General features: G+C 67.3%; 20 protein-coding genes. 14 read left to right on the top strand and 6 right to left on the bottom strand.

Annotated elements, in window-relative coordinates:
- Positions 1–15 precede the first annotated feature (15 nt).
- From H6717_13500 to H6717_13490, 3 genes are read left to right on the top strand one after another with little or no spacing between them, the layout of a single operon-like run.
- Positions 16–1,317 (top strand): flotillin family protein, encoded by a 1,302-nt coding sequence (locus H6717_13500; GenBank protein ID MCB9578033.1) that lies wholly within the window; start codon positions 16–18, stop codon positions 1,315–1,317.
- Positions 1,317–2,546: a flotillin family protein gene (locus H6717_13495; GenBank protein ID MCB9578032.1), complete on the top strand. Its 1,230-nt coding sequence runs from the start codon at positions 1,317–1,319 to the stop codon at positions 2,544–2,546. The genes H6717_13500 and H6717_13495 overlap by 1 nt, the downstream gene beginning before the upstream one ends.
- A gap of 28 nt (positions 2,547–2,574) precedes the next feature.
- Complete coding sequence (locus H6717_13490; protein ID MCB9578031.1) at positions 2,575–3,819, top strand: hypothetical protein; 1,245 nt, start codon at positions 2,575–2,577, stop codon at positions 3,817–3,819.
- A 24-nt stretch (positions 3,820–3,843) separates the two neighbouring features.
- Here H6717_13490 and H6717_13485 read toward each other — a convergent pair whose 3' ends face one another.
- The 4 genes from H6717_13485 to H6717_13470 all read right to left on the bottom strand — a co-directional run bounded on the left by H6717_13485 (position 3,844) and on the right by H6717_13470 (position 5,750).
- The gene (locus tag H6717_13485; GenBank protein ID MCB9578030.1) at positions 3,844–4,086 is read right to left on the bottom strand and encodes a hypothetical protein; all 243 of its coding nucleotides are present in this window, start codon (positions 4,084–4,086) and stop codon (positions 3,844–3,846) included.
- Complete coding sequence (locus H6717_13480) at positions 4,083–4,643, bottom strand: RNA polymerase sigma factor (GenBank protein ID MCB9578029.1); 561 nt, start codon at positions 4,641–4,643, stop codon at positions 4,083–4,085. The genes H6717_13485 and H6717_13480 overlap by 4 nt, the downstream gene beginning before the upstream one ends.
- Positions 4,644–4,697: 54 nt before the next feature.
- On the bottom strand, positions 4,698–5,045 hold the full coding sequence (locus tag H6717_13475; GenBank protein MCB9578028.1) for a hypothetical protein: 348 nt from the start codon (positions 5,043–5,045) through the stop codon (positions 4,698–4,700).
- 141 nt (positions 5,046–5,186) lie between these two features.
- Complete coding sequence (locus H6717_13470) at positions 5,187–5,750, bottom strand: YkgJ family cysteine cluster protein (GenBank protein ID MCB9578027.1); 564 nt, start codon at positions 5,748–5,750, stop codon at positions 5,187–5,189.
- A 100-nt stretch (positions 5,751–5,850) separates the two neighbouring features.
- On the opposite strand from H6717_13470, the gene H6717_13465 reads away from it, so the two are divergent.
- The 9 genes from H6717_13465 (at position 5,851) to H6717_13425 (ending at position 15,886) form a co-directional block, all read left to right on the top strand.
- Complete coding sequence (locus H6717_13465) at positions 5,851–6,960, top strand: DUF444 family protein (protein MCB9578026.1); 1,110 nt, start codon at positions 5,851–5,853, stop codon at positions 6,958–6,960.
- The gene (locus tag H6717_13460) at positions 6,960–8,528 is read left to right on the top strand and encodes a SpoVR family protein (protein MCB9578025.1); all 1,569 of its coding nucleotides are present in this window, start codon (positions 6,960–6,962) and stop codon (positions 8,526–8,528) included. Before H6717_13465 ends, H6717_13460 begins: the two co-directional genes overlap by 1 nt.
- Entirely contained in the window at positions 8,525–9,736 is a 1,212-nt protein-coding gene (locus H6717_13455) for a tetratricopeptide repeat protein (GenBank protein ID MCB9578024.1), read from the top strand. The genes H6717_13460 and H6717_13455 overlap by 4 nt, the downstream gene beginning before the upstream one ends.
- A gap of 162 nt (positions 9,737–9,898) precedes the next feature.
- Positions 9,899–10,372, top strand: coding sequence for a MarR family transcriptional regulator (locus H6717_13450; protein ID MCB9578023.1), 474 nt, complete (start codon positions 9,899–9,901; stop codon positions 10,370–10,372).
- A 9-nt stretch (positions 10,373–10,381) separates the two neighbouring features.
- Entirely contained in the window at positions 10,382–11,248 is an 867-nt protein-coding gene (locus H6717_13445; protein MCB9578022.1) for a 3-keto-5-aminohexanoate cleavage protein, read from the top strand.
- Positions 11,248–12,033, top strand: a complete 786-nt coding sequence (locus H6717_13440; protein ID MCB9578021.1) for an enoyl-CoA hydratase/isomerase family protein — start codon at positions 11,248–11,250, stop codon at positions 12,031–12,033. The genes H6717_13445 and H6717_13440 overlap by 1 nt, the downstream gene beginning before the upstream one ends.
- 2 nt (positions 12,034–12,035) lie before the next feature.
- Positions 12,036–13,598: an acyl-CoA carboxylase subunit beta gene (locus H6717_13435; protein ID MCB9578020.1), complete on the top strand. Its 1,563-nt coding sequence runs from the start codon at positions 12,036–12,038 to the stop codon at positions 13,596–13,598.
- 32 nt (positions 13,599–13,630) lie between these two features.
- Complete coding sequence (locus H6717_13430) at positions 13,631–14,488, top strand: hypothetical protein (GenBank protein ID MCB9578019.1); 858 nt, start codon at positions 13,631–13,633, stop codon at positions 14,486–14,488.
- Between the two features lie 24 nt (positions 14,489–14,512).
- Entirely contained in the window at positions 14,513–15,886 is a 1,374-nt protein-coding gene (locus tag H6717_13425) for a sigma-54-dependent Fis family transcriptional regulator (protein MCB9578018.1), read from the top strand.
- 1 nt (position 15,887) lies between these two features.
- Here H6717_13425 and H6717_13420 read toward each other — a convergent pair whose 3' ends face one another.
- Entirely contained in the window at positions 15,888–16,352 is a 465-nt protein-coding gene (locus H6717_13420; protein ID MCB9578017.1) for a hypothetical protein, read from the bottom strand.
- Positions 16,353–16,389: 37 nt separating this feature from the next.
- Positions 16,390–16,827: a CoA-binding protein gene (locus H6717_13415; GenBank protein MCB9578016.1), complete on the bottom strand. Its 438-nt coding sequence runs from the start codon at positions 16,825–16,827 to the stop codon at positions 16,390–16,392.
- A gap of 52 nt (positions 16,828–16,879) precedes the next feature.
- On the opposite strand from H6717_13415, the gene H6717_13410 reads away from it, so the two are divergent.
- Both H6717_13410 and H6717_13405 read left to right on the top strand, forming a co-directional pair.
- Entirely contained in the window at positions 16,880–17,197 is a 318-nt protein-coding gene (locus H6717_13410) for a polyhydroxyalkanoic acid system family protein (GenBank protein ID MCB9578015.1), read from the top strand.
- Positions 17,198–17,568: 371 nt separating this feature from the next.
- Positions 17,569–18,633 carry a hypothetical protein gene (locus tag H6717_13405; protein MCB9578014.1) on the top strand — a complete coding sequence of 355 codons (1,065 nt, stop codon included), beginning with the start codon at positions 17,569–17,571 and terminating at the stop codon, positions 18,631–18,633.
- Positions 18,634–20,500 lie beyond the last annotated feature (1,867 nt).

Raw genomic sequence — 20,500 nt, 5'->3', positions numbered from 1 at the left:
CTATCCTCCGCCACCATGCCCACCGATATTCCGGACCTGGGGACGGACCTGGATACGGCCATGATGCTGCTGGGGGGAGCCGTCGGGCTCGTCGTCCTGCTGGCCCTCGTCATCTTCGTCGTCTCGCGGTTTCTCGTCATCTGCAAGCCCAACGAAATCGTCGTGATCAGCGGCCGAAAGCACAAGCTCTCGGACGGCTCCACCGTCGGTTACAACGTGCTGCACGGAGGCCGCGGCTTCCGCGTTCCGGTGCTCGAGGAGGTGAACCGCATGGACATGCGCCTCATCCCCGTGCAGGTGGAGGTGCAGAACGCGTACTCCAAGGGTGGCATCCCGTTGATGGTGCACGCCATCGCCAACGTGAAGTTGAGCAACGACGCCACCTTCATGCGCAACGCCATCGAGCGTTCGCTGTCGATGACTCCACGCCAGATCGGTGCGGTGGCCCAGCAAACGCTGGAAGGCGTGCTGCGCGAGGTCGTCGCCGAGCTCACGCCGGAAGAGGTGAACGAGGATCGCCTCAAGTTCGCCGAGACGCTGATCAAGAACGCCAAGGAGGACTTCGACAAGCTGGGGCTCGAGCTCGATGTGCTCAAGGTGCAGAGCGTGTCGGACGAGCAGAGCTACTTGAACAACCTTGGCCGCGCGCGCATCGCCCGCATGATCCGCGACGCCCAGAACGCGGAGAACATCGCGAACCAGGCCATCGCGGAGGCGCAAGCCACTGCCCGGCGGCGAGCGGAAACAGCACAAAAGCAAGCCGAGGCGCAGGTGCTCACCAAGCGCAACGAGCTGCGTGGCGAAATGGCGCGACTGGAAGCCGAAGCCAAGGCCATCGAAAACGAGGCCGAAGTCGCTGCGGAAACGGCACGCGCCCAAGCCGAGCAGGAGCTGCAGTCGATGCGCGCGGAGCTCGAGCGGCTGCGTTTGGAATGCGACGTATTCTTGCCCGCGGAGGCGGACCGCTTGGCCGCCGAGGCAGACGCTCGCGGGCGCGCAGCGCCGGTGGTGGAGAGCGGCAAGGCCGCGGCGGGCGCGCTGGCGGTGGTGGCTCAGGAGTGGCAGGCGGCGGGCGCTGACGGCCGCGATCTGTACGTGCTGCAACACTTGAAGAGCTTCGTGGAAGCGGCCGTCGCCCGCGTCACGCGCACCAAGATCGCAGACCTGTCCGTGGTCGACGGCGGCGACGGCGAAAGCTTCACGGGTGCGGTAGCGAGCTTCCCGGCGGCCGTATCCGAGGTGTTGAAAGAAACCGGTGCGGCCTTGGGCGTGGACATGAACCAACTCCTCACGGGCAAGAAGGGCGGGGTACGCTGATGGACGTTCTCTTGGTGCTCGCGCTCACGGTCGCGGTGGTCATCGGCGCCATCTACGTGATGGTGAAGAAGCTCTTGTGGGTGGCCACGCCCAACGAGGCTCTCATCTTCAGCGGTGGCAAGCGCAAGATGGAGGGCCGCAACGTCGCCTACCGTTTCGTGCGGGGTGGCCGCCGTATGCGCCGGCCGCTCATCGAGCAGGTGGACGTGATGGATCTCAGCATGTTCACCGTCATGGTTCACGTGTCCGGCGCCTTTTCCAAGGGCGGTATTCCGCTCACGGTGCAGGGCGTGGCCAACGTGAAGTTGCCCGGGGACGAGCCGTTGCTCGCCAACGCCGTGGAGCGCTTCCTCGGGCGCACGCGGGAAGAGATCTATTACATCGCCAAGGAGACTCTGGAAGGGAACCTCCGCGGCGTGCTCGCCAGCCTCACACCGGAAGAGGTGAACGAGGACAAGATGCGCTTCGCGCACACGCTGCTGGACGAGGCCGAGCACGACATGAGCCGCATGGGGCTGGTGCTCGATACGCTCAAGATCCAGAACGTGACGGACGAGGTGAACTACCTCGCGAGCATCGGCCGCATCCGCGGCGCTTCTCTGAACCAGGAGCAGGCCGTGGCCGAGGCCGAGGCCCGGGCCGACGCCCAGGTGCAGCAGGCCACGAACTGGGCAGCGTCGGAGATCGCGAAGCTCGATGCCGAGCTGTCCATCGCCCGGGAAGAGACCGCCAAGCGCGTGGCGGACGCCCGCAGCCGCCGGGAAGCCATGATCCAGGAAGCCCGCGGCCAGGTGGTGGCGCAGATCGCCCAGGTGAAGGCCGAGATCGAGCGACAGAAGGCTCGCGCACCCCAAGAGAAGCGCCGTCTGGAAGCGGACGTGGTTCAGCCGGCCCTGGCGCGCCAACGCGCCGCGGAGGAGCAGGCCCGAGGTGAAGCCGCGAACACCATGGAGCGCGGTCGTGCCGAAGCCAAGGCGCTCCACGATCTGGTGGAAGCCTATCGCTCGGGGGGCACGGCCGCTCGGGACGTGTTGGCGTTGCAGAACCTCCTGCCCATGCTCTCCCACGTTTCGGGAGCACACCATTCGCTCAGCATCGGCAAGATGAGCGTGTTGCCCGCCCAGGCCGATGGAACCGAGCTGGCCCGCAAGGCCATCGGTGCCAGCGAGCAGATCCGCGCGGCCACCGGCGTGGATCTCGCGGGGGTCGCCAAGAAGCTCGGGGGCTGACCCAAAGAGGCGTGCTACGCTCGTAACCATGGGTGTGGCGCGCTTTCTTGCGTTCTTGGCGCTGCCCGTCGTCGTCGTTTCGGCGTGTGGAGGCGAGCCCTTCGATGCCTCCGCCGCTGGCGGCGCTGCCGGACAGGACGGAGGCACGGGGGCCGGTGGGGGCAGCGGAGGGGACTGCGCGAGCGACGAGAAGTTCTGCGCCGGCAAGTGCGTCAAGCAGGCGGATCCCGCCTTCGGCTGCGACGTGGACGGTTGCAATCCGTGCGCGCTCCAGCACGCTCTCTCTGCCTGTCAGGGCGGCGCGTGCACGGTGGCCAAGTGCGACGCGAACTGGGGCGACTGCAGCAGCGAGCCAGGCTGCGAGACCGACCTGCGCCGGCCCGAGACCTGTGGCGACTGCAACACCAAGTGCGACAAGGTGTGCAGCAACGGGCAGTGCGCTGACAGCTGCGGCGGTGGCGAGACGGACTGCAACGGTACGTGCACCGACACGGCATCGGACCCGCAGCACTGCGGCGGTTGCGGCAAGGCCTGTGAAGCGCCGCCCAGCTCCACCGCGACGTGCCAGGCCGGCAACTGTGGGTTCCAGTGCAAGGCGCCCTACGAAGACTGCGACGGGGTCGGCGAGAACGGCTGTGAGGCGGACACCAACAACGACGTGCAGAACTGTAGCGCCTGCGGCGTTTCCTGCGCCACGCCGCCGCAGGGTGCTGTCGGCGAGGTCTGCAACGGCGGCCAGTGCGGCTGCGCGGGCGCGCGGACCAGCTGCAGCGTATCGGGTGGCGCCGCCTGCGTGAACCAGAACAACGATCCGCAGTTCTGTGGCAGCTGCAACAATGCCTGCAACCACGGCCAGATTTGTTCTTCCAAGTCGTGCGCCACGCCCAACTGCGCTGCGGGTCTGTTGCAGTGCGAAGGCAAGTGCGTGAACCTGGACACGGATCCCGCGCACTGCGGCAATTGCCAGACGACGTGTGGTGCCCTCCAGACGTGTATCGCTGGAACATGCGTACCGGCGACGTCGTGCGCGGGCGCGGCAACGTGTGCGTCCACCTCGACCATCGGCGCCACCTGCACGGATGCCAGCACGGACGCCGCCAACTGCGGCACCTGCGGCAAGCTGTGCGCGCCCGGAGAGGCCTGCATCGGCAGCAGCTGCACGCCGGCGCAGTTCGTCGCGGAGCCTTGGGAGTGCACCAACGCCGACACCGCCTGCGTGCTGCCCATCCTGTATCCGGCCAAGATGTACTGCGCGCCCAAGTGCCCACCCTGATTTTGTCGGTGCGCCGCGGAAACCTCAGTGAAAAACCTGGAGCGTCCGAGAGACGGCCCAGGACAGGTACAGCACGGACGCCGTGATCACGAGGGCGGGCTCGAGGCGCGCGGAGTAGAAGCGCGAGAAGGCGGCGAGGGCAGGGCGATCGGCGAGGTCGCGCTGTCGGGCGAGGGTCGCTTGGGCGCGGCGGCGCATGCGCTCGGCGGTCGCATCGTCGACGTCGTGCGTGGGAAGGGACGACAGGTCCATCGGGTCGTCGGTCATCGCGAGGGGTCCTTTTCGAGGCGAGCCACGCGCTCTTGGAGCATGGCGCGGGCGCGGGAGAGACGCTTGCGAAAAGCTTCGGGGCTGAGCCCCAGGATTGCCGCCGCGTCTCCGGGCTCGAGGCAACGCTCGGCAACGAGAAGCAACGCCTCGCGGTACTTGCCCGGCAGCGCGGAGAGGGCCAGCTCGAGGCGCGCGCTGCGTTCCGACGCCAAGGCGTGATCGTAAGGGGAGGTGGACGCGGGCTTCGGCTGCCAGCCGAGCTCGAGCAGGCGCTCCACGTCGAGGAGCGACCAGCGGCGGTAGCCGTGGACGAGGTTCTTGGCCACCGTGAAGAGCCACGCTCCGAGCCGCGTGTTCGGCTCCAGGCCCGCGGCGTGGCGCGCGAGCCGCAGGAACGTTTCCTGGAGCAGGTCTTCCGCCACGTCGCGACGGCGAACCATCCTCGAGATGAAACCGAACAGCGGGCTACGGAACCGCGCGAAGGTCTCGTCGAAGGCGCGGGCATCGCCGACCCGGAGGCGCGCGACGAGATCTTCGTCGTGCGCCTCCGCCATCGGGCGAAGCAATATTGCCGCGTCGTTCGCCATCGATCGTCTCGCTGATGGTACTCAGCCCAGCGCCGCGAGGCGACGGTGACCAACGGCCATCACCAGCCAGGTCAGCGACAAGAGCGCGAAGCCGAGGATGCCGTTGGCCAGCGCTTCGCTGATGCCCACCATCACGATCAGGTGGATCTTGGGGCTCATGGCCCACTCGGCGTTGGCCGGGACGTGGGAGCCCACGGCGGCGAACCCGGCAATGATGGCGCCCACGGTGTTGAACAGCGTGGCCCAGGTCAGGGACCGCACCGTCGCGACCCTCTTCTCGTCCGGCGCCATGGCGAAGCGCACCGCCGCGGCCAGCGACAGCAGGCCCAGCGCCAGCACGAACCACATCCCGACCCCGCCCTCGCGCATGAAGCTCATCATCGTCGTCGTCTCCCGTTCGCCTCCGGGCGCCGTACCCGGTGCTCGAGAAGGACAACGCGTGAGCGCCCCGCGCGTGACGAGGAAAACGCGTGCCGGGCCGGGATTCGCGCCGGACCGACAAGGAAGACGTCAGAAGCCGAGGTAGGCGAGGAAGCGGGCCGACGTCTCGGCGGGCTGCCCGTCGCGGCGGCGCTGGGCCTGGAGGCGATTCCACTTGGCGATGCGACGGTGATAGGCGTCGGTCGAGCGATCCAAGCGCGTCTGAAGCTTGCGAATGCGCTCGGGGTCGTTGTCGCCGTCGAGCTCGTATTCGCACTCCGCGGCCGGGATGAGCTTCAGCCGGCGGAGCTTGCCGTCCTTGCCGAAGGTGGGATCGAAGGGGAACACGCGGCAGCCGAGGGGCCGTGCCGTGTAGATGGTGCAACGGTCGTCCGCACCCAGGTAGCGGCAGCCGTAGCGGGTGTGCGCGAGCACCATCACCCGGCGGCCCTGGCGCAGGTGCACGAAGCTCTCGGGCTCGTCGTCGAGATCGATGGCGTCCTTGTCGACCCAACGTACGACGCTCTCGGGCTTGTCGCCGGTGTGCTTGACGATGCGGCGGAGGTCGCTGTCCGTCAGGGGCAAGAGCGGCTCCCGGCAGCAGTTGCCGCAGCCGGTGCAGCGGAATGACAAAAAGCGCTTTCCGATTGTCACGACGGCCCCTCTAACAGCTCGGGGCACCACGGTCGACCGGCTTTTTCCCGGCAGGAGCGCCGCTCCCCCTTGCCCGGAACATGTGCGAGACTACGGTCGAATGTCGCTGAAGATCGATCAGGACCATTCCCGGTTCCGCAACATCGTGCGTGGGAAGATCCGCCAGAATTTGCGCGGCTACATCTCCCAGGGAGAGATGATCGGCCGCAAGGGCAAGGACCTGGTGAGCATTCCCGTGCCCCAGATCGACATCCCCCGCTTCGTGTTCGGAGAGAAGCAGCAGGGGGGCGTGGGGCAGGGCGATGGCGAGCCCGGGGATCCGGTGGGTGGACAAGAAGGAGATCAGGACGGCGCGGGCCAGGCGGGCAAGGACGCCGGCGACCACGTACTGGAGGTGGACGTCACCCTCGACGAGCTGGCGGACATTTTGGGGGAAGAGCTGGAGCTGCCGGACATCGAGAACAAGGGCAAGAGCCGGATCATCTCCGCGAAGGATCGCTACACCGGCATCCGCCGCGTGGGCCCCGAATCCTTGCGCCACTTCCGCCGCACCTATCGCGAGGCGCTGAAGCGTTCCATCGCCAGCGGCATCTACGATGCGGGGCGGCCCATCGTGGTGCCCCATCCCGAGGACCGGCGTTATCGCTCCTGGAAGGAAGATCAGGAGCCGGTCGCCAACGCCGTCATCATCTACATGATGGACGTATCCGGCTCCATGGGGGACGAGCAGAAGGAGATCGTGCGCATCGAGAGCTTCTGGATCGATACCTGGCTGCAACGCCAATACAAGGGGCTCGAGAGCCGCTACATCATTCACGACGCCGTGGCACGGGAGGTGGACAAGGACACGTTCTTCCGGACCCGGGAGTCCGGCGGCACCATGATTTCCAGCGCCTACAAGCTGTGCGCCCAGCTCATCGACCAGCACTATCCGGCCAGCGAGTGGAACATCTATCCGTTCCACTTCTCCGATGGCGACAACTGGAGCATGGACGACACGCTCACCTGCATCGAGCTGCTCAAGACCGACATGCTGCCCAAGGTGAACATGTTCGCCTACGGCCAGGTGGAGAGCCCCTACGGCTCCGGGCAGTTCGTCAAAGATTTGCGCGAGCACTTTGGTGGGGACGAGCGCGTGATCACCAGCGAGATCCGCGACCGGGACGCCATCGTCAGCAGCATCAAGGACTTCCTGGGCAAGGGTAAGTAATGCCGCAGTTCGCCACCAAGACCACGCTCCCCCGCTACCTGCGCGTGGAGCAGGACCGCGTAGAGAACATCGCGCGCGAGTACGGCCTGGATTTCTTTCCGACCGTGTTCGAGATGCTGACCTACGACCAGATGAACGAGATCGCGGCGTACGGCGGTTTTCCCAATCGCTACCCGCACTGGCGCTACGGCATGGAGTACGAGCGCCTGAGCAAGAGCTACGAGTACGGCCTCTCGAAGATTTACGAGATGGTCATCAACAACAATCCGTCCTTCGCCTACCTGCTGGAGGGCAACAGCTTTACGGATCAGAAGCTGGTCATGTGCCACGTGTACGGGCACGTGGACTTCTTCAAGAACAACTTCGCGTTTCGCGCCACGGATCTGGACTCCAGCGGCCACGTGGTGGACCCACAGAAGCGCGCCAGTGGGGAGTACGGGCCGAACCGCAAGTGGATCGACAAGATGGCGAACCACGGCTCGGCCGTGCGGCGCATCGTGGACCGCCACGGCATCTCCAAGGTGGAGGAGTTCATCGACAACTGCCTCTCCCTGGAGAATCTCATCGATCCGTATTCGCGCTTCGTCGTCCGCAACCGTCGGGTCGAGCTTTCGGAAGAGCCGAGCGAGGTAGAGGTCCCGCGCCTGCGCGCGAAGGACTACATGGACGACTTCATCAACCCCGAGGAGTACATCGAAGAGCAGAAGAAGAAGATGGTGGAGGAGCGGCAGAAGCAGCGGACCAAGTTCCCTGCCGAGACCACCAAGGACGTGCTCTTGTTCCTGTTGGAGAACGCACCCCTCGAGCGCTGGGAGCGGGTGATCCTCGGAGTGATTCGAGAAGAGGCGTACTACTTCGTGCCTCAGATGCAGACCAAGATCATGAACGAGGGCTGGGCCTCGTACTGGCACTCCAAGCTGATGACCGAGCGGGTGGCGGACGCGAACGACATCATCGACTACGCGGAGAACAACGCCGGGGTGATGGCCACCAGCGGTGGCCGCTTGAACCCCTACAAGCTGGGCGTGGAGCTCTACCGCCACATCGAGGAGCGCTGGGACAAGGGGCAGTTCGGGCGGGAGTGGGAAGAGTGCGAGGATCTGGACGAGAAGAAGAACTGGGATCTGCGCCTGGGGTTGGGCAAGCAGAAGATTTTCGAGGTGCGCGCGCTGTATACGGACGTGACGTTCATCGACGAGTTTCTCACGCCGGAGTTCGCCATCGAGAACAAGATGTTCACCTACGGCTGGTCCAATCGGAACGAGCGCTTCGAGATCGACACCCGCGAGTTCCAGGCGGTCAAAGAGAAGCTCTTGAGCCAGCTCACGAACTTCGGGAATCCACACATCTTGGTGGACGACGCCAACTACGAAAACCGCGGGGAGCTGCTGCTGAAGCACGACCACCACGGCGTGGATCTGCGCATGGACTATGCCCGGGAAACGCTCAAGGCGCTGGTGCGCGTGTGGAAGCGTCCCGTGGTGCTGGCCACGGAGATGGACGGCAAGCCGACCTTGATTCGCTTCGACGGCAGCGAGCACTCCGTCAAGAACGACGCTGCGGCATGAAGCGGCTGCTGCTGGCGAGCGCGCTCTTGTCCGCCGCGTGTGGCGGCGCGCCGAGCACGCCGGCGGCAGCGCCCTCGTCGACCGCTCCTCCACCGCCCGCGCTCTACTCCGGCATGGAAGCGGCGGAGCCGCCGACGCCGAAGCCGCTGGCCACCGCGCCGGCGTGTGCACCGGGCGCGCCCTGCGGGGCTCCTCCTGCCGCCACCACGTCGGCAGCGTCGCCACCTCCACCACCGCCCAAGCCCAAGCCGGGCACGCTGCCGGGCGGTCTCGCCCGCGGTAGCCAGGACGCGGCGGACAAGGCGCTTTTTGCGGGAGACAAGGCCCTCGAGCTCGGCGACTGGGCGGCGGCCAAGAAGCACTTCTTGCAAGCAAAGAAGCTCGCGCCCAAGGATCCCGCGCCTCGGGTGGGGCTGGTGCGCGTGGCCTTGGCGTCTTCGCAGATCCCGACGGACTACGCCGCGGCGCCGAAGAACCCGAAGATCAAGGCGCTGCTTCGGGACCTGGATGCGATCGTGCACAGTGACGCAGACTACGGTCCCGCTCACGTGGAGCGTGGCCGCGTACAGCTGATCTTGGGCAACGCGCCGGAGGCACTCGCCTCCCTCGAGCGCGGGCTCGCTCTGGTGCCGAGTGATCCGGAGGCGCATTCGGCCCTGGGCGTGGCGCTGCTCGCCACGGGCAAGGCGGAAAAGGCGCTCACCCGTTTCGAGGAAGCGGCTCAGCTCGATCCGCGGAACCCTGCACGGCTCACCAACCTCGGCACCGCCTACATGATGCGCGGGCGCGTGGACGACGCCATCAAGGTGTACGAGAAGGCCGTCGCCTTGGCTCCCGACGACGCCCGCGCCCGCGGGGATCTGGGCACTGCGCTGCTCGCCAAGAATCAGCCCGACAAAGCGCTGCCGCATCTGCAGAAGGCGGTGAAGCTGGCGCCGGATCGCGCGACCTTCCTCAGCAATCTGGGCTACGCCTACCAGCGCAGCGGCGATCTGGATCGCGCCATCGCCACCTACGAGCTGGCGCTGCAGAAGGACAAGACCCTCGGCTCCGCTTGGATCAACCTGGGTACCGCCCACGCCCAGAAGGGGGACGTGGCCGCCGCCGAGGCCGCCTTCAAGAAGGCCCTCGCCCTGGACCCCACGGATCCCCGCGCCAAGGCCAACCTGGAAGAGCTGGAAGCACTCAAGAAGCAGCCGAAGAAGTGAGCCATGTGCCAGGCTCAGCGTGTGCCAGGTTTGCGTTTTGTTGTTGGTGCGCCGCGGAAACACCGCGGTTGAGCCAGCTCTGTGCCACCCACCGCGGCCCTTGACCCGCGCCCGGGGTCGTAATACTTCGCACACGAAACATTTCTGTGCGGAGCTTTCGTCGTGCCCAAGGTCGCCACTGACAGCGAGGATCTCGACGCCATCGTCGAGGTCATCGTCTACCTGTACACGGAGTCGCGTCGGGTGACGAAAGGGCTCGCCGGGCGCTACGGCCTCACGGGTCCGCAGCTCGCGGTCATCAAGATGCTCGAGCCCGTGGGCAAGCTGAGCCTGTCGGAGCTGTCCTGGAAGATCCGAGCGCGCAACAGCACCGTCACCGGCATCATCGATCGCATGGAGCGCGAGGGCCTGGTGAAGCGACGGCGGTCCGCCGCGGACCGCCGCGTGGTGAACATCGTGCTCACGGACGCCGGCAAGAAGCTCGCGTCCGAGATTTCCGTGGAACCCGTACAGATCTTTCGTCGCGTGCTCTCGGAGCTCTCCGAGGGCGACGCCAAGGAGCTGTCTCGCATTCTGACCCTGCTGGCGCGTCGCGTACGCGATCTCGCCGAAGAGTTGCCCGAAGCGGGCGAGTGAGGAGGATTCATGTCCGATCGAGATCCCGATGTCTGCGTCGTCACCTGCGCCCTCACGGGCGTGCTCGCCAACCGCAAGCAGTGCGCTGGCATCCCCTACACGCCGGAGGAGATCGCCGAAGAGGCCAAGCGTGCCTATGACGCCGGCGCGGCGGCGGTGCACATCCACGCGCGCAACGACGATGGATCCCCTACGTTTTCGCCGGCCGTGTTCGCGAAGATCAAGGAAGAGGTGCGCAAGCGCTGCCCGGTGATCTTGAACTTCTCCACCGGGACCATCGCGGACGACGTCTCGGAGCAGTGCACCTACGTGCGCGAGTCCAAGCCGGAGATCGCCGCCCTGAACATGGGCACGATGAACTACTCGAAGTACTCCAAGAGCCGGAAGTCATTCGTGTTCGACATGGTGTTTTCCAACACCTACGAGAAAATCATCAAGCTGCTCACGGCCATGAAGGAGTCCGGCGTGAAGCCCGAGCTCGAGTGTTTCGACAGCGGCCACACGGCCGGCGTGTGGCCGCTCGTGGACATGGGGCTCCTGGTGCCGCCGCTGCAGTACTCGTTCATCGTCAACGTGCTCGGCGGCATCCCGCCGCTGGTCGAGTCCCTGCAGCTGCAGGCCAAGATCGCCCACCCGGATTCCGAGTGGGAGGTGATCGGCATCTCCCACGGCCACTGGCGCATGCTCGCGACGGCGCTGGTGCTGGGCGGCAACATCCGTACGGGCTTGGAGGACCACCTGTACTTGCCCAACGGCGAGATGGCGCAGTCCAACGGCGAGATGGTGGAGGTCGCGGTGCGGCTGTGCCGGGACATCGGCCGCAGGCCCGCCACGGTGGACGAAGCGCGGAAGATCCTGAGCCTGGGGCCGGGCTGATGGAAGCGCGCGCCTATCGCTGGATCACGGTGGGCTCGGCGGGGCCGGTGGCCACCCTCACGCTGAACCGACCCGAGCGGCGCAACGCCATCGGCACGGTGATGGTCAACGAGCTCTTGTGGGCGCTGTCGGACGCCACGGCGGACGCGGACGTGAAGTGCGTCGTCATCACCGGCGCCGGCAAGGCATTCTGTGCCGGCGGGGATTTCTCGCAGATGACCGGCGGGGACGACGACGCAGCGCTGCCGCCGAAGGGCGACTACAAGGACCTGCTCCTGGCGCTGTGGCGCAGCGAAAAGCCCATCATCGCCCGGGTGAACGGCCACGCCATGGGTGGCGGCCTCGGTGTGGTGGCCGCCTGCACCTTCGCCATCGCGTCGACGGAAGCGAAGCTCGGCACGCCGGAAGTGAACGTCGGTCTGTTCCCGTTCATGATCATGGCGCTGCTGGAGCGCGTGATGGGGCGCCGCGCGTTGGTGGAGATGATGTTGCTCGGCAAGCGCCTGACGGCGGAAGAGGCCGCCGCACGCGGGCTGGTCAATCGCGCCGTGGCACCCGCCGAGCTGGACGCCGCGGTCGGCGAGCTGGCCGCGGAGATAGCGGAAAAGAGCCCCAGTGCCCTGCGCTTGGGCCTTCGCGCGCTGGCGGACACGGAAGACCTCGACCTGGACGCCAAGCTGCCCGTGCTGAGTCAGCGGTTGGGCGAGTGTCTGGGCACGGATGACGCTCGGGAAGGACTGTCGGCGTTCCTCGAGAAGCGCGCGCCGCGCTGGACCGGACACTGACAATGAGCATGCGGGAGCGCGTGGCGGAGCTCGAGGCACGCCGCGAGCGGGTGCGCCAGATGGGTGGCCCCGACAAGATCGCGCGCCAACACGAGCGGGGAAAGCTCACGGCCCGCGAGCGTCTCGACTTGCTGTTCGACGACGGCGAGTTCTTCGAGGTCGGTCTTCACGGCCGGCAGATGGGCACTGCGGGAGAGCGCGACGACACTCCGGCAGACGGCGTGGTGTGCGCCTTCGGCAAGGTGGATGGCCGCATGGTGTGCGTCGCCGCCTACGACTTCACGGTGAAGGGCGGCAGCATCGGGCAGACCGGCGAAGAGAAGGTGACGCGCCTCCGGGCCATGGCCCTCGGTGGACGCTGGCCCATGGTGTGGCTCATCGACTCCGCGGGCGCGCGCATCGACCCCGGGAGCGGTCATCATCCCGACGTGATCAGCACCTTCGCTGCCAGCGGACACTTGTTTCGCGAGCAGGTGCTGATGAGCGGCGTGGTACCGCAGGTGGCGGCCATGGTCGGCCCGGGCGCGGCGGGCACCGCCTACATCCCGGGGCTCGCGGACTTCGTGCCCATGGTGCGAGGCAAGAGCTCGCTGGCCCTCGGCGGCCCGCCGCTGGTGAAGGCGGTCACCGGTCAGGAGATCGACGAGCAGCGCTTGGGCGGCTCCACCATTCACTGCGAGGTCAGCGGAGTGGGGGACGCGGAAGTGGACAGCGACGCCGAGTGCATCGAGCTGGTGAAGAAGTACCTGTCGTACATGCCGTCCAGCTCGGAACAGGCGCCGCCGCGGCGTCCCGTGAGCGACCCCGTAGAGCGCCGGGAGGAGTCGCTCTTGGACTTGGTTCCCGACGATCCCCGTCGGACCTGGGACATGAGCGGTCTGGTGCGGGCCATCGTAGACGACGGAGAGATCTTGGAGATCAAGCCGCGCTTCGGGCGCAGCGTGATCACGTGTTTCGCGCGCATCGGTGGGCGCCCCGTGGGCATCGTCGCGAATCAGCCGAAGTACATGGCCGGGGCGCTGGAGAACGACTCGGCGGACAAGGCCGCGAAGCACATCCAGATCTGCGACGCCTTCAACGTACCGTTGGTGTTCCTGCAAGACGTGCCCGGGTTCATGGTCGGCTCCAAGGTGGAGCACGAAGGCATCATCCGTCACGGCGCCAAGATGCTGCACGCCATGAGCGCCGCCACGGTGCCGAAGATCACCGTGATCGTCCGCAAGGCCTACGGTGCGGGCTACTACGTCATGTGCGGCCGCGCCTACGAGCCGGACTTGATCGTCGCCTGGCCCACCGCAGAGGTGAGCGTGATGGGCGCCGAGGGCATGGTCAGCATCGCGGGCAAGAAGCTCTTCGCCGGAAAGGAGCCGGATCCGGAAGTGAGGAAGAGCATCGTCGAGATGATCCAGAAGAACATCGACGTCTACAAGGTCGCCGGCTGGGGCTACGTGGACGACGTCATCGATCCCCGGGACACGCGCCGCGCCATCGCCTGGGGGCTCGAGCTCGCGGAGCACAAGCGCGTGGAGCGCCCGGCGAAGAAGCGCGGCATCCTGCCGGTGTGACAGCCCGGGGGATCCAGGCTAGATTCCGGAGCATGGCTTCCCGTCTTTGGCTGGCTTTTCCCGTCCCTTTTCTCCTGGTTTTCGCCGCCTGCGGCAGCAGTGACGACGCAGCGCTCTTCAACGGCGGGGGCAACGCGGGCACGGACGCCGGCGTCGGTGGCGCGACCGGCGGTAGCGGCGGCGGCGTGACCGGCGGCAGCGGCGGCACGGGTGCGGTGGCCGGGACTGCCGGCACCGGAGCCACCGGCGCCACGGGGGGCATGGCGGGCAGCGGCGCCACGGGGGGCATGGCGGGCAGCGGCGCCACGGGCGGCATGGCGGGCGCCGGCGCCACGGGTGGAGTAGCAGGCAGCGGCGCGACGGGGGGCGTCGGCGGTACGGGCGGTGAGCCGCCCATCGGCTGCACCGGGCACTGCGGCAGCAGTGATCCCGTGCCCAACAGCAACCCCGCCTGCTACTGCGACAGCATTTGCGTGAACAACGGGGACTGCTGCGCGGACTACGGTACGGTGTGCAACACCACGACTCCGAACAGCGTGGGCTGCGGCGGCTCGGACTGCGATCAGTCCAACTCCTATTGCTGTCAGGAGTGGAGCAACCAGACGCAGTCGTACACCCCGGTGTGCCGCGCTCAGAATCAGAACTGCTACGGCGTGAACGTGGAGTGCGACGGTCCGGAGGACTGCGGCAGCGGACAGGTTTGCTGCGGCCAGCTCGCGGGCACCGGGAACTACTACACGGTGTTCGAGTGCCGGAACCCGGGCCAGTGCGCGCAGTCTGCAGGGGGCCGCATCGTGTGCGGCGGCAGCCCTCAGGTTTGCCCGACGGGGCTCACCTGCGCTCCGAGCAGCTTTCTGCCGGAATACAACGTGTGCCGTACGGTCAACTGATCCGGGCGTGCTATTGGGGTGACCATGCGCCGAACGCCCACGCTGCTGATCGTTGCTGAAGACGAGGGCGTGGCGCGGGAGCTCTCGGGGCCGCTCTTGGACTCGGGCATCGGCGCTCGCCGCGTGAACGACGTGGACGCTGCCGTCGTCGAGCTCGGGCGAGGGGAGTTCGACGTGGTGGTGGTCGACGGCGCGCGGGACGTGCCGCGCTTCGTGGAGCGGGCCGGAGCCGTCACGGCGGATCTTCCCGTGCTCGTGCTGGTGGACGCCATCGCCGACGGCGTCGCGGCCGTGCGTGCCGGTGCCCAGGACTTCCTGCGCAAGCCGCTGGACCGGGAAGAAGTGCTGTACGTCGTCGGCAAGGCCCTCGAGCTCAGCGAGCTCTCGGAGGACGAGCCGCCACGATCCATGGTGATGCCGCCGGAGCTCAAGATGGTGGGGCGCTCGGCAGCCCTGAAGGAGCTGCTCGAAACGCTGCAGCGGGCTGCCGCCGGCGTGGCCACGGTGCTGGTCCGGGGAGAGAGCGGCAGCGGCAAGGAGCTCGTCGCACGGCTCGTCCACCAGCAGAGCCCGCGGCGCACGGGCCCCTTCGTGAAGGTGCACTGCGCCGCCTTGCCGGACAATCTCCTCGAAAGCGAGCTGTTCGGCTACGAGAAGGGCGCCTTCACCGGGGCCACTTCGCGCAAGCCCGGCCGCGTGGAGCTGGCTGAGGGCGGCACGCTCTTCCTCGACGAGATCGGCGACATCACGCCAGCGACTCAGGTGAAGCTCCTGCGCTTGCTGCAAGATCGCCAGTACGAACGTCTGGGCGGCACGGAAACGCTCAGCGCCGACGTTCGCTTCGTCACCGCCACGCATCGCGATCTGGAAGATCTGGTTCGTAAGGGCGAGTTTCGAGAAGACCTGTTCTATCGGCTGAACGTGGTCACGCTGTGGGTGCCTCCGCTCAGGGCGCGACCGGACGACATCGAGCCTCTCGCTCTCGGCTTCTGTGAAAGCGTCGCGCGCGCCAACGGTCGCAGCGGCGTGGCCTTCGACGTGGAGGCGCTGGAGCTACTGCAACGGGAGCAGTGGCCGGGCAACGTGCGGCAACTGCAGAATTTCGTCGAGCGTTTGGTGGTGTTGGCGAGTGGTCCGCGCATCTCCGCGCAGGACGTGAATCGGGAGCTGAAGCGCCAGGCGGGCACCATGGGCTTTGCCGCGGCCAGCGGCTACGGGCCACAGATCAGCATGGAAAGCAGCGTGATCGACCTGGCCGCGGCGGTGAAGAAGGCCGAGCGTCGCGCCATCGAGAAAGCGCTCAAGAGCGCCAAGGGCAATCGCAACTTGGCGGCGCGGCTGCTCGGCATCAGCCGGCGGAGCCTGTACTACAAGCTTCAGGAATTCGAGCTGGGCTGAGCTACTTCTTCGGCGGGCCGTCGCACAGCCATTCGCAGCCGCACACCACGAACTTGTGGTGGGCTTCCGTGCAGGCGTCTTGAAACGCCGCGCTGGTGTCCGGCGGGGTGCAGTCCGTTTGCTCCGGCGCGCACGCCTTGGCGTTGCCTTCGGCGTCGTAGTGCATGCGCTCCTTCATGGCATTGCCGGTGCAGTACAGGTCGCATCCGCACTGCACCATGGAGTAGCCGGCGAGCTTGCAGTGATCGCTGAGCTCTCGCGGAGCTTCGGGCGCCGACGGGCAGCTGGGCTGGGGTGCCGAGCAGGTGACGCTCTGTCCGCTGGCGTCGAACACCTGGCGATTGGCGACCGGGTGCTCGATGCGCACGGGGCCGCCGCTCGTGGGGGCGGGCTCCTTGGCGGGGGGTGTGCTGCCCCCGCAGCCGACGATCACGAACACGGTCCCGAGCCAGAACGAAGCGCGCATGGCGAGCGAGGTACGACCGCACCGCCGCCGCTGCAAGTCAGCCGATGGGGCGCAGGCCGAAGCGACGATGATCCGCCAGGGTGCAGCGGTCCTGCACCACGTCGATGCCGGCGTCGGAGAGCCGCGCTGCCGCCGCGTCGTTCACGATCCCGAGCTGGAACCACACCGTCTTGGGCAGCGGGCTCAGGCTGAGGATCTCGTCCACGTGCCCGGACACGTCCGCCGAGCGCCGGAACACGTCCACCAGATCCACCGGCTCCGTCAGCTGGGTGATGTTCGCGACCACGGGCTGTCCCCACAGCGTTTGTCCGACCAGCCGCGGGTTGACCGGCAAGATGCGATAGCCCTGCTCGTGCAGATACTCCGGCACGTAGCAAGCTGCTCGGCTGCGCTCGAAATGCGCGCCGATCACCGCGATGGTGCGGGCACGCTCCAGCGCCCTGCAGGCTTCCTGGTCCGTGAGCAGCTCCGGCATGCTGGCAAGGTGATGCATGGAGGCGCCGCCGTAAAGGTGATATTCGCTGCGCATGGCCAGCATGGTGATCGAACGGGACCATTCTTTTTCGGACGACGACGCGCGGGAGCGCATGAAGGCGCTCGGTGACTACTTTGCGAACAAGCACGGCATGACGGTGAGCTGGTCGGGGCCGGACAAGGCGACCATCACCGGTCGCTACATGGTCGTCACGGTGGAGGGCAGCGTGATCCTCGCTCCCGGCAAGGTGCGCTTCGAGGGCAAGGACCCTGGCATGCTGTGGCGGGGCAAGGCCAAGGACTACCTGGGTGCGAAGCTCGACAAGTACTTGAATCCGAGCACCCCGCCCGCGGACCTGCCCCGATCTTGATGGGGATGTCGGTACGCCGCGGAAACACCGCGGCGTACCGTCGCGCTTGAGCTGGATCACGCTCTCGTCGATACTTCGCCCATGCGCTTTTCGACTCTCTTCGGCTGCGTCGCGTGCACGACGCTCGCTCTCATCGGCGCGTGCGCCCAGGACGGCAGCGGCACGGGGGCCCGCCGCCGGGGCGCCGCGGGCAGCGGCGCGACGGGCGGGCTCGGCGGAGGCGCCGGCAGCGGCGGCAATGGCGCCACGGGCGGAAGCTCGGGGACCGGCGGCAGCGCGGGCACGGCCGGCACGGCGGGCACCGGCGGCAGCGCGGGTACGGGCGGCACCGCGGGCACCGGCGGCGTCGCGGGCAGCGCGGGGACGCCGGCGTGGATGCGTCCCTCGACGGCGGCGGCGGCGCGCCGGCGGACGCCCAGGCCGACGCGCCTCCCGGTTACGACGCGTCCGCCTGCACCGCGCCGCCGCCGGATGCCGGCTGCGCCGTGGGCGAGTACTGGCACGCGTGCAAGCAGAGCTGCGTCTCTTGCTACGACGTCAGTCTGCTCGTGTTCGGCGACGTCACCAAGGTGACGAGCTTGTCGGACAGCGGCTCCGGCACGAACCAACGCTTCCCCCGGTTGGCGGCGGACGGCTCCTCCACGCGCGTCGTGCTCACCCAGGGCGTCCCGCCGACCTCGCCCACCCACACGGACTTCCTCACCGGTGTGCAGCAGGGCGCGGACTTCGCGAGCCTGGTCACGGACCTGGGGAACTTCGTGAACTACCCGGGGGAGAACGAGTCCGGCCCGCTGCTCGTGCCGGCAGGTGCCGTCGAGCCCGTGAGCGGCACCGCTGCCGCGAGCTTGTTCCTGCTGATGGACAGTGACCGCAACGGCAAGCAACAGATCATGTCCACGCCGCTGTTCCAGGGCGCGGGCTCGCCATCCGTGCTGGCGGCGCCGGTCAACGCCGGCGGCAACGACTACCACGTGGCCTACGCGCACCAGGCCACGCCCGCGCGGCTGTTCTGGAGCAGCGATCGCGCCCAGCCGGGGCTCTACACCTGGGCCGTCACCGGCGGGCAGGCGCAAAAGGTCGCTGTGACGCTTCCCGGCGGATGCGCCGCGAGCGACGAAGATCTCGAGCCCTGGGTCACGCCGGACGGCACGCTGCTGCTGTTCAGCTCACCACGGCGCGTGGGGCCGAACTGCAACGTGCCCCTCAACGGCGGCAAGCGCAGCCTGTACTTCGCGTACCTGGATCCCGCGACGGGGCTTCCCTTGGCGGACGCCGTGGAGCTCGCCAGCGTGCGCACGGCCCTCGAGCAGTCGCTGGGCAAGACGGACTTCGCCCTCGGCACGCCGTCCCTCGATCCCACCGCCTGCACGCTGTACTTCTCCTCCGACGGAGATCCCGACGACGCCGACTGGGACGTCTACCGCTCCCCGCGCTGAAACACGCACGTTCCGCGCCATCCAGCGTCGCGGACAGTTGGCTTGGCATCCCGACGCGGACATCCGGCGTGGCCGTCCCGACGCGGACAATTGGCTTGGCATCCCGACGCGGACAATTGGCTCGTTGTCCAAGCCACGATCCGCGCTGGCGCGGGTGACGTTCAGGCCTCACGTCAGGCTTGGAGCGACCGTGTTGGTCGCAGGGACGCGGACAATTGGCGTGGGCGTCCCGCCGCGGCATCTGGCGTGGGCGTCCCGCCGCGGACAATTGGCTCGGTTGTCCAAGCCACGATCCGCGCTGGCGCGGGTGACGTTCTGGCCTCAGGTCGGGTTTAAAGCGACAGTGGTGGTCGCAGGTACGCGGACAATTGGCTTGGCCGTCCCGACGCGGACATCCGGAGTGGTCGTCCTGGCGCGGACAATTGGCTTGGCATCCTGGCGCGGACAATTGGCTCGTTGTCCAAGACACGACCCGCGCTGGCGCGGGTGACGTTCGGGCCTCAGGTCGGGTTTGGAGCGACAGTGTTGGTCGCAGGTACGCGGACAATTGGCTCGGTTGTCCTGGCGCGGACAATTGGCTTGGCATCCCGACGCGGACAATTGGCTTGGCATCCCGACGCGGACAATTGGCTCGTTGTCCAAGCCACGATCCGCGCTGGCGCGGGTGACGTTCTGGCCTCAGGTCGGGTTTGGAGCGACAGTGTTGGTCGCAGGTACGCGGACAATTGGCGTCCTGCCGCGGGCGTCCTGCCGCGGACAATTGGCGTCCCGCGCGGCGCGGGTCTCTGGCGTCGGGTTTAAAGCGACAGTGGTGGTCGCAGGTACGCGGACAATTGGCTTGGCCGTCCCGACGCGGACATCCGGAGTGGTCGTCCTGGCGCGGACAATTGGCTTGGCATCCCGACGCGGACAATTGGCTCGTTGTCCAAGACACGACCCGCGCTGGCGCGGGTGACGTTCGGGCCTCACGTCGGGTTTGGAGCGACAGTGGTGGTCGCAGGTACGCGGACAATTGGCTTGGCCGTCCCGACGCGGACATCCGGAGTGGTCGTCCTGGCGCGGACAATTGGCTTGGCATCCCGACGCGGACAATTGGCTCGTTGTCCAAGACACGACCCGCGCTGGCGCGGGTGACGTTCGGGCCTCACATCGGGTTTGGAGCGACAGTGTTGGTGTCCAAGACACGAGCGCTGGCGCGGACAATTGGCCTCACGTCGGGTTTGAGCGACGTGGACGCAGGGACGGACAATGGTCGGTTGTCCTGGCGCGGACAATTGGCTTGGCATCCTGACGCGGACAATTGGCTCGTTGTCCAAGACACGATCCGCGCTGGCGCGGGTGACGTTCGGGCCTCACGTCGGGTTTGGAGCGACAGTGTTGGTCGCAGGACGCGGACAGTGTTGGTCTGGCGCGGCATCTGGCGCGGCGGACGCGGACAATTGGCTCAATTGGCACGATCCCGCGCTGGGCGGGTGACGTTCTGGCCTCCGCGCTTGACGTGGCCAAGCGACACGCGGACAATTGGCGCGGCCGTCCCGACATCCGGACAGTGTGGTCGCTGACGCGGACAATTGGCGTTCGTTGTCCTGGCGCGACAATTGGCTCGTTGTCCAAGACACGATCCGCGCTGGCGCGGGTGACAATTGGCCTCACGTCGGGTTTGGAGCGACAGTGTTGGTCGCAGGGACGCGGACAATTGGCTCGTTGTCCTGACGGACAATTGGCTTGGCATCCCGACGCGGACAATTGGCTCTGGTTGTCAAGCGATCCGCGCTGGCGCGGGTGACGTTCAGGCCTCACGTCAGGCTTGGAGCGACAGTGTTGGTCGCAGGGACGCGGACAATTGGCGTCCTGCCGCGCGTCGCGG

The organism is Polyangiaceae bacterium (genome assembly GCA_020633235.1).
In the GTDB taxonomy this organism is placed as follows: domain Bacteria; phylum Myxococcota_A; class Polyangia; order Polyangiales; family Polyangiaceae; genus JACKEA01.
This window is presented reverse-complemented; position numbering and strand designations above follow the sequence as displayed.